The sequence below is a fragment of the Thiomonas sp. X19 genome (assembly GCF_900089495.1).
GTDB lineage: Bacteria > Pseudomonadota > Gammaproteobacteria > Burkholderiales > Burkholderiaceae_C > Thiomonas_A.
On the sequence record NZ_LT605203.1, the window covers coordinates 1,180,611 to 1,195,564 of the forward strand.

Below are 14,954 nucleotides of genomic sequence, written 5' to 3' on the forward strand. Positions count from 1 at the left end.
GCGTTTCAGCGCAGCAAGCGCGCCATCACCCAGGCGAAGATGGACAGCAGCAGGGCGGAGCCGAGGGGGAACAGCCATTCGCGGCCGAAGGCCTGAAAGCGCAGGTCCAGCGGCAGGCGGCCGAAGCCGAAACGTTCCAGGTAAGGCAGCAGCGCCGAGACCACGATGGACGCGAGGATGAAGACGAACAGCCACATCAAGGTGGCCCCTCGGCTGCGTCGTGCAGGGCGAGCGCGGCGCGGCGGTCTCCTTGATCAAAGCCCATGAGCGGTGCGTGCAGGCCGCGCCCGAGGGCGATGACCTTGAACAACTCGCCCATTTCGGCCTCCGACAGCAGCTTTTGCACTGCCGCGGTCTGGGCCAGGCCGGCGCGGCTGCGGGGCGCCCCGCTCTCGCCTTGCTGCCCGGCGGCAACGGCGGCGCCGAGCAGGTCCAGCAGGCCGCAGTTGAGCAGGAAGCGCGCCTGCGAGGTGTAGCCCAGCAGCTCCAGCCCCGCTTGCGCGGCGATTTGGGCGATGCCGCTGAAGTTCACATGCGCGGTGATGTCGGAGGCGCCCGGCTGCCACAGCGGATCGTCGTGGGCGCGGTGGGCGCGGTGGCAGCGCAGGGTGCCGCCACTGCGCTGCGGGTGGTCGTACTCGTGGGCGGGAAAACCGTAGTCGATGAACAGCAGCAGGCCACGGCCGAGGTGTTCGGCCAGCGTGCTGATGAAGGCTTCGGCGGCCTGGTGGATTTCGGTGACGGCCCCCAGCGGCAGCGCCCGCATGCTCGGACGCGGCGCGACGCCGGTCGCGCGCTCGGCCCAGGCGAGGGGTTGTTCCGTATCGTTGTTCTCAAGGAAACGCTGGGCCGCTCCCGAGTTTCCTTGACCCCCTCGGGGGGCCTGACGCGAAGCGGCAGGTTCGGGGGCGGTCACAACGACGCCACGCTCGATCCAACCCTGCTGCGTGCGCAGCGCGAGTTTCACCGGCATGGCGTCCAGCACCTCGTTGCCGATGACCACGGCGTCGAAGCATGCGGGCAGGGCGTCCCACCAGACGACGCGCTCGCGCAAGGTCGCGGGCAGCGTGGCCACGGCTTCCTGCTGGCGCGCACGCATGGCGGCGGAGACTTCGACGATGGCGTACTGCGCCGGCAGCCAGCCCTCGGCGTGGAGTGCAGCCAGCAGGTCGCAGGCCAGGCGGCCGCTGCCGGCGCCGAATTCCACCACGGTGGCGAGCCCCTCGACCTGCGCCGCCGCCGCCACCTGTCGGGCGAGTGTCGCGGCGAACAGCGGCGTGAGTTCGGGGGCGGTGACGAAGTCGCTGCTGCCGCCCCAGGCGCCCAGCACCCCGGGCGCGGCGGCGTAATAGCCCAGGCCCGGGGCATACAAGGCCAGTTCCATGTAGCGGTCGAAAGGCAGCCAGCCGCCGGCTTCGGCAATGGCTTGCTTGATGCATGCGAGCAAGGTGGGCAGATGGTTCCAGGCGGGCTCGACCGGGCCACCGTCCGAGCCTGGCCGCGCGGCTTCGGGCATGCCCCCGCCCTCGGGTCGCGGGGCGCCTGACGGTAGACTCTGCATGCTTTTCATCGCCGCGATTCTAGGTTTCACACCCCCTGCCTAGGTTTCATGCCTCCTGCCAACCCTCCCACACAAAGCACTCACGCCGCCGCTCGGCCCGTGGTGCTGGTCACGGGCGCCGCGCGGCGCGTGGGCCGGGTGATCGCGCTGGAACTGGCCGCTGCCGGCTGGGACGTGGCCGCGCACCATCGCGACTCCGCCGACGAAGCGCGGCAAACCTGCGCCGATCTGGCTGCCGCTGGAGCCCGCGCTCAGGCCTTCGCCGCCGATCTGGCCGACGCTGCAGCGGTACGCAACCTCGTGCCGCAAGTGGCAGCCGCCTTCGGCCGCTTGGACGCCCTGGTGAACAACGCCTCGCTGTTCGAGCATGACGACGCCGCCAGCTTCAGCGCCGAAGCGGCAGGGCAGCATTACCAGGTCAACGCCGTGGCGCCGGTGCTGCTGGCGCAGGCGCTGCACGCGCATGTGCAGGCCCGCGGCGCGCAGGGTTGCGTGGTGAATCTGCTCGACCAGAAATTGTGGAATCCCAACCCCGATTATTTGTCCTACACCTTGAGCAAAGCGGCGCTGCGCGAGGCCACCACGCTGCTGGCGCAGGCACTGGCGCCCACCTTGCGCGTGGTCGGCGTGGCGCCGGGCGTGACCCTGCCGTCGGGGCCGATGAGTGCAGCCGAATTCGCCGCTGCCCATGGGCTCACGCCGCTGGGCCGTTCGTCCACGCCGCAAGACGTGGCCGAGGCGGTGCGTTATGTGCTCGCGGCCCAAGCCATCACCGGCACCACCTTGCTGGTGGACGGCGGCCAGCACCTCACGGCGCAGACGCGCGACGTCTTGTACCTGGCGCGTGCGCAAGCCGGTTGAGCCGCACGCCCAGAAACCTTCCACGAAAACTATCCATGACGAGTGCCCTGAACCACCCCGCCCTCGGCGCTTGCCGCCGGCTGTTCCTGAAGAATTACGAGGTGTGGATCAACATCGGCGTGCACGATTTCGAGAAGCGCGGCGAGCAGCGCGTGGTCATCAATGTGGACCTTTACGTGCCCTACGCCGACTCCACACCGACACGGGACAAGCTCGACGAGGTGGTGGATTACGACTTCATCCGCCGCACCATCGCCCAGCGCCTGGCGCGCGGTCACATTCATCTGCAGGAAACCCTGTGCGACGACGTCGCCGCGCTCATGCTGCAGCACCCCAGCGTGCGCGCCGTGCTGGTGTCCACCGAAAAGCCCGACGTCTACCCCGATTGCGACGCGGTGGGCGTGGAGGTCTTCCGCATCAAGGAATTGGCGCCATGAACGCACCGTTGCCGGCCGATCTTGGCGTGAGTGACGGCCATGCCCAGACCCTGCGCGCCGCGCGCGAAACCAACAAGTTGTCCAAGCGCCTGCACCGGCTGGTGGGCCAGGCGATTGCCGACTTCGCCATGATCGAGGCCGGCGACCGGGTGATGGTCTGCATGTCGGGCGGCAAGGACAGCTACGCCATGCTCGACATCCTCCTGAGCCTGCGCGAGCGCGCCCCGATGGACTTCGACATCGTCGCCGTCAATCTCGACCAGAAGCAGCCCGGCTTTCCCGAGCATGTGCTGCCGGAGTATCTGCAGCGCCAGGGCGTGGCCTTCCACATCGAGCAGCAGGACACTTACGCCATCGTCAAGCGCCTCATTCCCGAAGGCAAGACGCTGTGCAGCCTGTGCTCGCGCCTGCGCCGCGGCATTCTCTACCGCGTGGCCGACGAACTCGGCGCCACCAGAATCGCCCTCGGCCACCACCGCGATGACATCCTGCAGACCTTTTTCCTCAACCTCTTCCACGGCGGCCAGCTCAAGGCCATGCCCCCGAAGCTGGTGAGCGACGATGGCCGCCACATCGTCATTCGTCCGCTGGCCTATGTGGAAGAGGCCGACCTCGTTCGCTGGGCCGCGCACCGCCAGTTCCCCATCATTCCCTGCACCCTGTGCGGCAGCCAGGAAAACCTGCAGCGCAAGCAGGCGGCGGCCATGCTGCGCGAGTGGGACAAACGCTTCCCCGGTCGGCTGGAGACCATGTTTTCCGCGCTCGGCAAGGTGACGCCCTCGCATCTGCTGGACCGCAACGCCTACCCCTTCGCCACCCTGCAGGCCAGCGGCCAGCCGGATGCGAACGGCGACATCGCCTTCGACGATGAACCTTGCATACCACCCAGCAAGACCCTGTCGGGGAACGGGATGGCGCTGCTGTCGTCCAATGGATGACAGAGCCCTCAGACCGCCGCCTTGCGGCAGTCGCCCCCGGAGGGGAATGGGAACACTTCGGGTGGCCGGGCGTTTTCTCATGCGGCTTTGCTGGCTGGCGATAGAGTGCTGCCGCCTCCAGACAGAGCCGGAACCATCGAGGTGATCATGCGTCCACTTGCGAGTTCCTCCCAGGCCGGGTCCGCCCTGGCCACGGCGCAGTCTCAGGCCGGCCTGCACGGTCCGGCGCCTTCAGCGCACCCGCAGCGCCGCCTTGGCCACCGTCTCGCCGGCCTCGTTGCCATCTCGGCGGTGTTGCTTTTGGGAGGCTGCGCCACACTCACCGCCATGCGGGCGGACGTGGCCACGCCCAAGCCCGCGCCCCAGGCCCTGGTTGGCGCCAAGGTTCAACTGCAGGCCGCTCCTTCCATTGCCGCCGCGCCCGACGCCGGCGTGTTCCAGTCCGCCGTGGTGCAGGCCATGACCCGCGCCGGCATGGTGCCCCTGCTGGGTCAGCCCGCCCCCTACACCGCGCGCTACAGCTTCCACAGTTATCTGGACTTCGAGGCCAGTTTCCCCAGCGCATGGCCACCGCCCGGCGCGCCCATTCTGTTGCCCAACGGCGCCTGGATCTACAGCGGCTACCCCTTGTGGTGGAGCGGGTTCTCCTGGCCGCCACCGTGGTACGACCGCGTATTCGACCTGGAAATTCGCGACACGGCGACGGGCGCCCTGGTCTACCGCACCAGCGCCGTCACCGGCTCCTACGAGCAGCGTCTCGGACCGGTGGCGCAAAAGCTGGCGGATTCCGCGCTGGCCGGTTTCCCGCTGCGAAGCGGCATGCACCGGGTGACGATCCCGGGCGGGTGAGTGCTGCACCCGTGCCACCGCTGCGCCCCGGCTTCGCGCAGCGGTGGGTGGCTGCGCGCTGTCTGCGGGCGCTGCTTTTATAATCGGCACCAATTTTGCTTTGCCCCTCTCCACGCGGCGCCGGTCTTGAAGACCGGCGCCGCGTCCTCATCTGTTCCCTGTCCAATCGTCTCTCCCTGCGGAGTCAGCCATGCCGATTTACGCCTACAAATGCGCTTCCTGCGGACACAGCATGGACGCGCTGCGAAAACTATCCGACGCACCTCTCTCGGTCTGCCCGGCTTGCGGCCGGGCAGCATTGAGCAAGCAGGTCACGGCCGCTGGATTCCAGCTCAAGGGGTCCGGCTGGTACGCCACCGATTTCAAGGGCGGCGGGGCTGCGGCCGCCGCAGCCGCGGCCAAGCCTGAATCCAAAACCGAACCCAAGGCCGAACCCAAGACCGAAGCAGCGCCTGCGGCCGCCGCGTGCGGCGGCTCCTGTGCCTGCCACTGACCTGCGGATTCGCTGCACCGTCCCGCCCGCGCTGTCATGGCCGGGCGGTTTTGATTTTCTGCGGTCAACGCCCGTCTTGTTCGCACGGGGAAACGGGTTTCGCTCATGCGTCTGAAAAATTTCTTCATGGCCGGCCTGCTGGTCTGGCTGCCGCTCACCATCACCATCTGGGTGCTGTGGCAATTGCTGTCGGTGTTCGACGGCATTTTCCGCGCCATGGTCGGCGCCCTGAGCGCGGTGGCCCCAGGCCTGGCGCCGGCGCTCGACCGGCTGATGGACATTCCCGGCGTGGGCGTGGTGCTGGTGCTCGCGGCCATCCTGCTCACCGGCGTGCTGGTGGCCAATATCGTCGGCCAATGGTGGCTGGCGCGCTGGGATGGACTGCTGGCGCGCATCCCCATCGTCAAGAGCATCTACAGCAGCGTCAAGCAGGTGTCGGACACCTTGTTCTCCAGCAGCGGCCAGGCCTTCCGCCAGGCGGTGATGGTGCAGTATCCGCGCGCCGGCTCCTGGACCATTGCCTTCGTCACCGGAACGCCCGCCGGCGAGGTGGCCGAGCACTTGCAAGGCGAGCACATCAGCGTTTACGTTCCCACCACCCCCAACCCCACCTCGGGTTTTTTCCTGATGGTGCCTCGCGCCGAAGTGATGGAGTTGGCGATGAGTGTGGACGAAGCGCTCAAATACGTCATTTCCATGGGCGTGGTGGCGCCGCAAGCGCACGCCCCAGCACACGCGGAAACACGCCCTCTGCCCCACGCTGCCCCGCAGTCGAACAACGGGCATTGAGCCGGCCCCGCCGGACCTGGGCGCTTGTCCCGGGGTGGGCCATCCTCTTCGCTCCGGTCTTTTTCGATTTCCATTTTTCCTGACCTCCATCACACCATGAGCCTTCGCAGCCATACCCTCGGCGCCGTCACCGAATCCCTGCTCGGACAAACCATCCGCCTGTGCGGCTGGGTGCAGCGTCGGCGTGACCACGGCGGCGTCATCTTCATCGACCTGCGCGACCGCGAGGGCCTGGTGCAGGTGGTGTGCGACCCCGACCGCGCCGCCATGTTCGCCACCGCTGAAACCCTGCGCAACGAGTTCTGCGTGCAGGTGCAGGGCCTGGTGCGCAGCCGCCCGGCCGGCACCGAAAACGCCAACCTCGCCTCGGGCAAGGTGGAGGTGCTGTGCCACGCGCTGCAAGTGCTGAATGCCTCGGCCGCGCTGCCCTTCCAGCTCGACGACGACAACCTGTCGGAAACCACCCGCCTGACCCACCGCGTGCTCGACCTGCGCCGCCCGCAGATGCAGCACAACCTCAAGCTGCGCTACCGCGTCAGCATGGCCGTGCGCCAGTACCTGGACGCGCAGGGTTTCATCGACATCGAAACCCCCATGCTGACCAAGAGCACCCCCGAGGGCGCGCGCGACTACCTCGTGCCCAGCCGTGTCAACGCCGGCCAGTTCTTCGCCCTGCCGCAGTCGCCGCAGTTGTTCAAGCAGATGCTCATGGTGGCCGGTTTCGACCGCTACTACCAGATCACCAAATGCTTCCGCGACGAAGACCTGCGCGCCGACCGCCAGCCCGAGTTCACACAGATCGACTGCGAAACCTCCTTCCTCGGCGAAGACGAAATCCGCCCGCTGTTCGAGGCCATGATCCGCACCGTGTTCAAGGACGCGCTGGGCGTGCAACTGGCCGACCCCTTCCCGGTCATGTCCTATGCCGAAGGCATGGCCCGCTTCGGCTCCGACAAGCCCGACCTGCGGGTGAAGCTGGAGTTCATCGAACTCACCGATGTGATGAAGGACGTGGACTTCAAGGTGTTTTCCGGCGCCGCCGAATTGCCCGACGGCCGCGTCGTGGCGCTGCGCGTGCCGGGTGGCGGCGACATCAGCCGTAGCGAGATCGACGCCTATACCGAATTCGTCAAGATCTACGGTGCCAAGGGCCTGGCGTGGATCAAGGTCAACGACGTGGCCAAGGGCCGCGACGGTTTGCAGTCCCCCGTCGTCAAGAACCTGCACGACGCGGCCATAGCCGCCATCCTGCGGCGCAGCGGCGCGCAGAACGGCGACATCCTGTTCTTCGGCGCCGACCGCGCCAAGGTCGTCAACGCCGCCATCGGCGCGCTGCGCCAGAAAATCGGCCATGGCGACTGGGCCCGCGCCCACGGCCTGTTCGAAGACGCCTGGAAACCCTTGTGGGTGGTGGACTTCCCCATGTTCGAGTTCGACGACGACAAACAGCGCTTCGTGGCCTGCCACCACCCTTTCACCGCGCCGAAAGACGAGCATGTGGACTACCTCGCCACCGATCCCGGCCGCTGCATCGCCAAGGCCTACGACATGGTGCTCAACGGCTGGGAAATCGGCGGCGGCTCGGTGCGCATTCACCGTGCCGACATGCAGAGCAAGGTGTTCGCCGCGTTGGGCATCGGCCCGGAGGAAGCCCGCGCCAAGTTCGGCTTCCTGCTCGACGCGCTGCAATACGGCGCCCCGCCCCACGGCGGCATCGCCTTCGGCCTGGACCGCATCGTGACGATGATGACCGGCGCCCAGAGCATCCGCGACGTCATCGCCTTCCCCAAGACCCAGCGCGCCCAATGCCTGCTGACCAACGCCCCGAGCCCGGTGGACGAGAAGCAGTTGAAGGAGTTGCACATCCGCCTGCGGCAGACGCAGCCGGGGGTTTGAACGACTCGGATCCGTGTCGAGCGAATCCGGCAAAAGGGCGCGCCCGCGCCCTTTTTTGCGCCTGCAAGCGGCGGCCAAGCGCGTACAAATTGTTTCAATTTCGTTCGCCAGGACTTGCCCGGCCTCGATGCATGCATGTTGGGTGATGCCGCTCGGACGAGCGGCTCATGCGTATGGCCATGCGCGACAAGAATTGCATACAAATAGTTGGGTCTATTGCGTGCAATAAAGGCTTGACGCTGCCGAGGGGTGCGTCTAGCCTGCAGAGCGTGGATTGTCCCCTGACCTTCTGGAGGCCTCGATGCGCAACATCCGCTATCTGGGTTGGATTCCGCCGATTGGCACGCTGATCGGGCCGCTGGTGCACAACGACGTGCAGCCCTTCATCCTCGGCATGCCCTTCATCCTGGGCTGGATCGTGGTTTGGCTCCTGCTCACCACGCCCATCATGGCGCTGGTGTACTGGCTCGACCCCTCCAACCGCAGCAGCGGCGACGCGGGAGGCCGGCCATGAATATCGCCCTCATTCTGATCGCCCTGATGACGGCCCTCGCGCTGTGGCTGGGCATCCGCGCGCGCAGCGGCCACACCATGCACCTGGAGCAGTGGACGGTGGCCGGGCGCGGCTTCGGCCCGGTGTTCGTGTTCCTGCTGCTGGCCGGCGAGATCTACACCACCTTCACCTTCCTCGGCGCCTCGGGCTTCGCCTATGGCCTCGGGGGACCTGCGTTCTACATCATCGCTTACGGTTCGTTGGCTTATGTCCTGTCCTACTACGTCATGCCGCCGGTGTGGCGTTACGCGCGGGAGCACAAGCTCATCAGCCAGCCGGACTATTTCCGCACCCGCTATGCCAGTCCGGCGCTGGGGGTGCTGGTGGCGTTGGTCGGGATCGTCGCCCTCATTCCCTATCTGGTGCTGCAGTTCAAGGGGCTGGGCATCATCGTGCACGCGGCGAGCTACGGCAGCATCGACAACGCGCTGGCGATCTGGATCGGCGCTGCCGTGGTCACCATCTATGTGATGGTCTCCGGTGTGCGCGGCTCGGCCTGGATCTCGGTGGTCAAGGACATCGGCATCCTTGCCGTGGTCATCTTCCTCGGGGTGTTCCTGCCGACCCACTATTTCGGCGGCATCGAGGCCATGTTCCATGCCATCGACGTCGCCAAGCCCGGCTTCCTGGCGCTGCCGGCGCATGGGCAAAGCGTGTCATGGTTCGTCTCCACCGTGGGCCTGAGCGCTTTGGGTTTTTTCATGTGGCCGCATTCCTTCGCCGCCACCTACACCGCGCGCAGCGAGCGCACCCTGCGCAAGAACGCGGTGGTGCTGCCGCTCTACCAACTGGTGCTGCTGTTCGTCTATTTCGTCGGCTTCGCCGCGCTGCTGAAGGTGCCGGGGCTTAAGGGGCCGGACATCGATCTGGCGCTGTTCCACATCGCCACCGCCACGTTCTCGCCGGCCGTGGTGGGCATCATCGGCGCCATCGGCGTGCTCACCGCCCTGGTGCCCGGCTCGCTCATCATGATGAACGCCGCCACGCTGCTGGCGCACAACCTTTACCGGCTGGCGCACAAGGGCTGCGACGATGCGCAGGTGACCCGCATGGCCAAGGGCCTGGTGCCGGTGGTGGCGCTGGTGGCCGTGGGCTTCACCCTGCACGGCGGTTCCACCATCGTCGCCCTGCTGCTGATGGGCTACAGCTTCGTCACGCAGCTGTTCCCCTCGCTGCTGCTGAGTTTGTCGAGCCGCAACCGGGTGACGGCGCCGGGTGCCTTCGCCGGCATCGCCGTCGGCGTGGCCACGGTGGCGCTGTTCAGCCTGGAGCACCTGTCGCTCGGCAAGCTGGTTCCCGCGCTGCCGCCAGCCGTGGCCGACTTGAACGTGGGCATCGTCGCCCTGGTGCTGAACATCGTGGTCATGCTCGTGGTCAGCGCATGGACGCGCAAGCAGCTGCCTTTGCAAGCTGGCGCGCAACTGGCTGGTTGAGGTGCGGCGCGGTCGGCAGCCCGGCTGCCGGTTGTGCCCCGCCTTGGCCCTGCGTTTTGGCGGGGGCGGCGGCAGGACCGCGACCCCGTTTCCACGCTCTGAGCGCAAGGCCCCGAACCCGAGTCGGCAACCCGCCGATACGCCAACAGGTGGGATGGTCGGCGCCTAACATGCATGCTGCGCCCGGCATGGTGTTCGAGCGCATCGGAGCCACTGCCGCATGTCCTCCCTCAGCCCCGCATCTCCCGTCCAAACCCAGGCCCAGACCGCGGTCCACAAGTTGCCGGTTTCGGTGCTGGTGGTGATTCACAGCCCGGAGCTGGATGTGCTGCTGATCGAGCGCGCCAAGCAGCCCGGATTCTGGCAGAGCGTCACCGGCAGCCTGGACGCGCTGGATGAGCCACTGGCCGCCGCCGCCATGCGCGAGGTGGCCGAGGAAACCGGCATCCGCGTCGGTGCGGCAGCGGTTCCGGCTACGGCGCTGCGCGATTGGCACTTGGCGAATGTGTACGACATCTACCCCGTTTGGCGCCACCGCTACGCCCCCGGCGTGTGGACCAACACCGAGCATGTGTTCAGCCTGGAAGTGCCACGCGGCACGCCCGTGGCCCTGGCGCCGCGCGAGCATCGCGCGCAACAGTGGCTGCCCTGGCGCGAGGCGGCGGCGCGGTGTTTCTCCGCGTCCAATGCCGAGGCCATTCGGCAACTGCCACGTCGACTGGGTCGGCAGGCATGAAGATGCCGGACCGTCGGCAACAAAAGGCAGCGCGTCTGCGTGCCGCCCTGAGTGCCGCCGGCGGGCCGGCAGCGGCCCTCGCCAGCCACGCCGCCGCATCGGCTCGCGGTCCGGGCGACGCAAGCGAAACACTCGTGGAGCCATCGGCTGCGGTGGCAGCGCCCACGGTTGCGGGCGTGCTGCGGGTGGCGTCGTACAACATTCACAAAGGCGTGGTGGGCCTGGGGCCGACCAAGCGCCTGAGCATTCACGAGCTGCAGGAAGGCTTGCGCGAACTCGACGCCGACCTCGTCTTCCTGCAAGAGGTGCAGTTCACCCACCTGCGCCATGCGCGCCGCTTTTCCCACTGGCCCGAACTGCCGCAGCACGAGGTGCTGGGGCGGGGTCTGGGCATGCACACGGCTTATCACACCAATGCCACCACACGGCATGGCGAGCATGGCAATGCGCTGTTGACGCGCCTGCCCATTCTCAGCGTGGCCCACCACGATGTGTCGGACCACCGCTTCGAGCAGCGCGGCCTGCTGCATGTGCGCCTGCAATGCGCGGGCCTGGGCGCGTGGCACGGGGGCAGCAGCGCTGTCGGCGGCGGCTCTGCGGTGCTGCACGCCATCGTCGTGCACTTCGGTCTGTTCAGTGCCGGGCGCAAGCGCCAGATCGCGCGGCTGGTGCATTACATCGCCGCCCAGGTGCCGGGCGACGAGTCTGTCATCGTCGCCGGCGACTTCAACGACTGGCGCGGCCAGCTCGGCACTGAGCTTGCCGCGGTGGGCCTGATCGATGTCTCCGCGCGCCAATCGCCCCATGCCGACGGGCGCAAGCCGCGCTGGCGCCACCGCGTGCGCACCTTCCCGGCGCGCCTGCCGCTCATGCCGCTGGACCGCATTTACGCGCGGGGCTACGCCGCGCGCTCGCTGGGCCTGGGCTGGGGCGCTGGTTGGGCGCGCTTGTCGGATCATGCTCCGCTCCTGGTGGATCTGGAACCCGCGACCACGGCCGTGGCAGGTGCTGCGCCGCTGGCCAGCTCAGGGCTTGGAGTTGGCGTGCGGGGTTGACGCAGGCGGCACAATGCGGCGAGCGACCGCAGGCCAGCACCGACACAAGCCGACCCATCACCCGCATGCCCGAACCCGCAACCCCCAAAAGCCGACACCGACGCAGCTCCCGCCTGGGCCGGGCGCGTGTCTGGCTGCGTGCGGGCTGGCAAGCAGCACGCTGGTCGCGCATGGTGCCGCGCGGCGCTGGCGGGGGAGGTGCTGCGGGCGCGACCAGCGGCAACCCGCTGGTCGCCGGTGACGACACGTCGCCCGACCCGGCCTGGTCGCGCGGCAATTGCGTCGAGCTGCTGCCCCTGGGCGAAACGCTGTTCCCGGCGCTGGAGCAGGCGTGGACAGCGGCGCGCACCAGCATCTGGCTGGAAACCTACATCTTCCACGACGACCCCATCGGCCTGCATCTCGCCACGGTGCTGGCCGACGCGGCGCGGCGCGGCGTGCACGTGCGCGTGATGGTGGACGGCCTCGGCTCCGGCCGCAGCATTCCCACGCTGGCGGCACTGTTCGCCGGCAGTGGCGTGGAGTTCATGGTCTACCGCCCCTGGCGCCTTTGGCTCGACCTGGTGCAGCGCGGCCATTGGCGCCGGCTGCACCGCAAGCTGTGCGTGGTGGACGGCGCCATCGCGTTCATCGGCGGCATCAACCTGATCGACGACCGGCTCGACATTCGCCATGGCTGGAGCGCCCAGCCACGGCTGGACTATGCCGTGCGGGTGCAGGGCCTGGTGGCGCAGCAGGTGCTGTGGAGCATGCGGCGCTTGTGGCTGCGCACCGTGGCCACCGGCAGCTTGCAACGGCAGTTGCGCAGCATGCCGGGGCCTGAGGTGCTGAAGTCGCGCCAGGCGCGCCAACGCTATCTGGATGAATTGCGCACCTGGGGTGGCGAACTGCCGCCACGCGAGGACGTGCAGCAGGAAACCCGCGAGCGCCAGAGCCGCCTGCTGGCCGAGGAGCGGCCGACGCATCCGGTCTGCCCCGACGGCCAGCCCGGCATGCGCGCCGCGCTGGTGGTGCGCGACAACCTGCTGCAGCGCCGTGCCATCGAGCACAGCTATATCCAGGCCATCGACCAGGCGCGCAGCCAGGTGCTGTTGGTGTCGCCCTATTTCTATCCGGGCCAGGCATTTCGCACCAGTCTGAAACGCGCTGCCGCACGCGGGGTGCAGGTCACCTTGCTGCTGCAAGGCCGCATCGACTACCGCGCCGCCGCCTGGGCCGCGCACACCCTGTACCGTGAGCTGCTGCAGGCCGGCGTGCATATTTGCGAATACCAGCGCGCCTATCTGCACGGCAAGGTGGCCGTGGTGGACGAGTCCTGGGCCACGGTGGGCAGCTCCAACATCGACCCGCTGTCGCTGCTGGTCAACCGCGAGGCCAATATCCTCGTGCGCGATGCGCGCTTCGCCCGCGATCTGGCGGCGCATATCCGCGCCGAACTCATCCACGCCCTGCCCATCGACCACGCCCGGTTGCAAAAACGCGTGTCCTGGTGGACCCGTCCGCTGGTGGCCTTGGCCGCGCGGCTGTTCATCGCCATGGCCGGCGGTGCGCGCAATTACTGAGCGCCCCCAGGGTCGGCTCGCCGGCCCGCCCCCGTGGGGGTCAAGGAAATTTGGGGCGGCCCTGCGCTCCCTTGAGAGGGACGCAGGAATGCCGCGCCGAGCCGCTGCCATGGCGTGGTGGTTGCAGTCCTGCCCAAGTCCGAACATGCCCCCGAACTGCTGCCTTGCGGGAGTGCCCGGAGGGTGAGGGGGCACAACGAGCGGAGCTGTGTTTCCTCAAGTTGCCTTCTGGCCTCTGCGCAAAATGGCCTGCGCCAGCAAGCCCCGCGCACGCGACAAACGCGGCATGACGGTGCCGATGGGGATGCCGACGACCAGCGCGATCTCCTTGCACGACAAGTCTTCGAGCTCACCGCAAGACCAGACCTCGCGGAATGCGTCGGGCAAAGTCCCCGGCGCCTGATGAACCATGCCTTGTCGCTCCTGTCGGATCAGAGCCGATCCGGCTGAAACAGCCGAAGCCGCAGCCAGGTGCGGCCAGGTTGCGCCTTGCAATGCTTCGGCCTTTGGGGAGTCTGCCGTTCCTGCGGTCATGGGCAACGAGACGGAGCAGCTCAGTTTGTCGCGTGAATCCGCATGCAAACCAAGCCACGACCGAGCATGTTCGGCTGGCTCCTTGGCATATAGCGCCTGGTTCTATGAGTATGTGAAAACAGTATTTCTCAGGCTGCTTGGCCTTGCCGAGAATGCCGGGCATGACCATCAAGCCAACCCAAGTGCATAAGCCGGCCAGCGCCGCACCCGGCCCATCAGGCGGCGCAGCGCCCGGGCTATCGTCCAGCCAAGGCGGTCTGTGGCTTCGGTTCAAACGCGGCTGCGTGCTGTTCTGGCTGCTCGCGGCCTGGTCCTTGAGCCAGAGCGCAAGTGCTGCACCGAGTCCTTTGCTCACCCCGGCCGCGCTGCTGGCGCAGTTGCCACAGGTGCGGGTGATTGACATCCGCGAGGGCGCCGCCTCCTCGTCACCCTACGCCGCTGGCCATATTCCCGGCGCCGTGTGGGCACCGTATTCCAGCTGGCGCGGCGCGGCCGACAACCCCGGCAAGCTGCGCTCCGTAGCCGACTACACTGCGCTGGTGCGCAGCCTGGGGCTGAACGCGCCGACCCCCGTGGTGCTGGTGGCCGACGGTTCCGACCCGAGCGATTTCGGCGCCCCGGCCCGTGTCTACTGGACCCTCAAGTGGTTGGGCCTGGGGCATCTGGCCATTCTCAACGGCGGCATGACGGCGTGGGCCCGCGCCGGGCTTCCCGTGACGCGCCAGTCGGTGCAGGCGCAGCCCTCCGACTTCACGCCGCATCTCGACACCGCCATCCTCGCCAGCCGCACCCAGGTGGCGCAGGACTTGCGCCAGTCGCAGTCCACCTTGCTGCTGGATGCAAGACCCCGCGCCTTCTACCTCGGCCAGGTCAAGGCGCCAGCCGCTGCCCAGCCCGGCACCCTGCCGGGCGCGCTGGACTTCGACAACGCGCGCTGGTTCCCGGGCGGTTCCGGCACGCTGCCCGACAAGGCCGAGCTGGAGCGCATCGCCCAGTCCATGCCGCATGCCGCGGGGGCGCAGCAAACGGTCTCGTTCTGCAACACCGGCCACTGGGCCGCGACCAACTGGTTCGTCCTGTCCGAGCTGCTGCACCAGCCCGATGTGAAGCTCTACCCCGGCTCGATGGTGGACTGGTCGCGTGCTGGCGAACCCATGACCAACGTTCCCTCCCGCATCCAGCAGCTATGGGCGCAGCTCCAACAAACGTGGCGGGCGCATTGAACGACCCGGGGGCGATCACTGGCGGCATCACGGT

At 67.8% G+C, this 14,954-nt stretch carries 16 protein-coding genes; 13 read left to right on the forward strand and 3 right to left on the reverse strand.

Going from position 1 to position 14,954, the window contains the following annotated elements; genetic code table 11:
* Window positions 1-5: 5 nt before the first annotated feature.
* Window positions 6-197 (reverse strand): DUF2905 domain-containing protein, encoded by a 192-nt coding sequence (locus tag THIX_RS05525; RefSeq protein ID WP_199195360.1) that lies wholly within the window; start codon window positions 195-197, stop codon window positions 6-8.
* The gene (locus THIX_RS05530; protein ID WP_112488195.1) at window positions 197-1,516 is read right to left on the reverse strand and encodes a class I SAM-dependent methyltransferase; all 1,320 of its coding nucleotides are present in this window, start codon (window positions 1,514-1,516) and stop codon (window positions 197-199) included. Before THIX_RS05530 ends, THIX_RS05525 begins: the two co-directional genes overlap by 1 nt.
* Window positions 1,517-1,609: 93 nt before the next feature.
* Here THIX_RS05530 and THIX_RS05535 point away from each other — a divergent pair, with 93 nt between their 5' ends.
* From THIX_RS05535 to clsB, 12 genes are all read left to right on the forward strand, one after another.
* Entirely contained in the window at window positions 1,610-2,422 is an 813-nt protein-coding gene (locus THIX_RS05535; RefSeq protein ID WP_112485412.1) for an SDR family oxidoreductase, read from the forward strand.
* A 35-nt stretch (window positions 2,423-2,457) separates the two neighbouring features.
* Entirely contained in the window at window positions 2,458-2,859 is a 402-nt protein-coding gene (locus THIX_RS05540; RefSeq protein WP_112485413.1) for a dihydroneopterin aldolase, read from the forward strand.
* A complete protein-coding gene (gene ttcA / locus THIX_RS05545) occupies window positions 2,856-3,797 on the forward strand; it encodes a tRNA 2-thiocytidine(32) synthetase TtcA (RefSeq protein WP_112485414.1) in 942 nt (313 codons plus the stop codon). The genes THIX_RS05540 and ttcA overlap by 4 nt, the downstream gene beginning before the upstream one ends.
* 147 nt (window positions 3,798-3,944) lie before the next feature.
* On the forward strand, window positions 3,945-4,646 hold the full coding sequence (locus THIX_RS05550; RefSeq protein WP_233224413.1) for a hypothetical protein: 702 nt from the start codon (window positions 3,945-3,947) through the stop codon (window positions 4,644-4,646).
* A 190-nt stretch (window positions 4,647-4,836) separates the two neighbouring features.
* Entirely contained in the window at window positions 4,837-5,139 is a 303-nt protein-coding gene (locus tag THIX_RS05555) for an FmdB family zinc ribbon protein (RefSeq protein ID WP_112485415.1), read from the forward strand.
* A 105-nt stretch (window positions 5,140-5,244) separates the two neighbouring features.
* A complete protein-coding gene (locus THIX_RS05560; RefSeq protein WP_112485416.1) occupies window positions 5,245-5,928 on the forward strand; it encodes a DUF502 domain-containing protein in 684 nt (227 codons plus the stop codon).
* 96 nt (window positions 5,929-6,024) lie between these two features.
* A complete protein-coding gene (gene aspS, locus THIX_RS05565; protein WP_112485417.1) occupies window positions 6,025-7,824 on the forward strand; it encodes an aspartate--tRNA ligase in 1,800 nt (599 codons plus the stop codon).
* A gap of 301 nt (window positions 7,825-8,125) precedes the next feature.
* On the forward strand, window positions 8,126-8,338 hold the full coding sequence (locus tag THIX_RS05570) for a DUF3311 domain-containing protein (protein WP_112485418.1): 213 nt from the start codon (window positions 8,126-8,128) through the stop codon (window positions 8,336-8,338).
* Window positions 8,335-9,810 (forward strand): sodium:solute symporter, encoded by a 1,476-nt coding sequence (locus tag THIX_RS05575; protein WP_112485419.1) that lies wholly within the window; start codon window positions 8,335-8,337, stop codon window positions 9,808-9,810. The genes THIX_RS05570 and THIX_RS05575 overlap by 4 nt, the downstream gene beginning before the upstream one ends.
* Before the next feature lie 220 nt (window positions 9,811-10,030).
* Window positions 10,031-10,546, forward strand: coding sequence for a dihydroneopterin triphosphate diphosphatase (gene nudB, locus THIX_RS05580; protein ID WP_112485420.1), 516 nt, complete (start codon window positions 10,031-10,033; stop codon window positions 10,544-10,546).
* Window positions 10,543-11,601, forward strand: a complete 1,059-nt coding sequence (locus THIX_RS05585; RefSeq protein ID WP_233224414.1) for an endonuclease/exonuclease/phosphatase family protein — start codon at window positions 10,543-10,545, stop codon at window positions 11,599-11,601. The genes nudB and THIX_RS05585 overlap by 4 nt, the downstream gene beginning before the upstream one ends.
* Before the next feature lie 65 nt (window positions 11,602-11,666).
* Entirely contained in the window at window positions 11,667-13,163 is a 1,497-nt protein-coding gene (gene clsB / locus THIX_RS05590) for a cardiolipin synthase ClsB (RefSeq protein ID WP_233224415.1), read from the forward strand.
* Window positions 13,164-13,379: 216 nt separating this feature from the next.
* Here the strand turns inward: clsB and THIX_RS22890 are convergent, their stop codons facing one another.
* A complete protein-coding gene (locus tag THIX_RS22890) occupies window positions 13,380-13,574 on the reverse strand; it encodes a sigma factor-like helix-turn-helix DNA-binding protein (protein WP_146748450.1) in 195 nt (64 codons plus the stop codon).
* Between the two features lie 284 nt (window positions 13,575-13,858).
* Here THIX_RS22890 and THIX_RS05600 point away from each other — a divergent pair, with 284 nt between their 5' ends.
* Window positions 13,859-14,920 (forward strand): sulfurtransferase, encoded by a 1,062-nt coding sequence (locus THIX_RS05600; protein WP_112485423.1) that lies wholly within the window; start codon window positions 13,859-13,861, stop codon window positions 14,918-14,920.
* Window positions 14,921-14,954 lie beyond the last annotated feature (34 nt).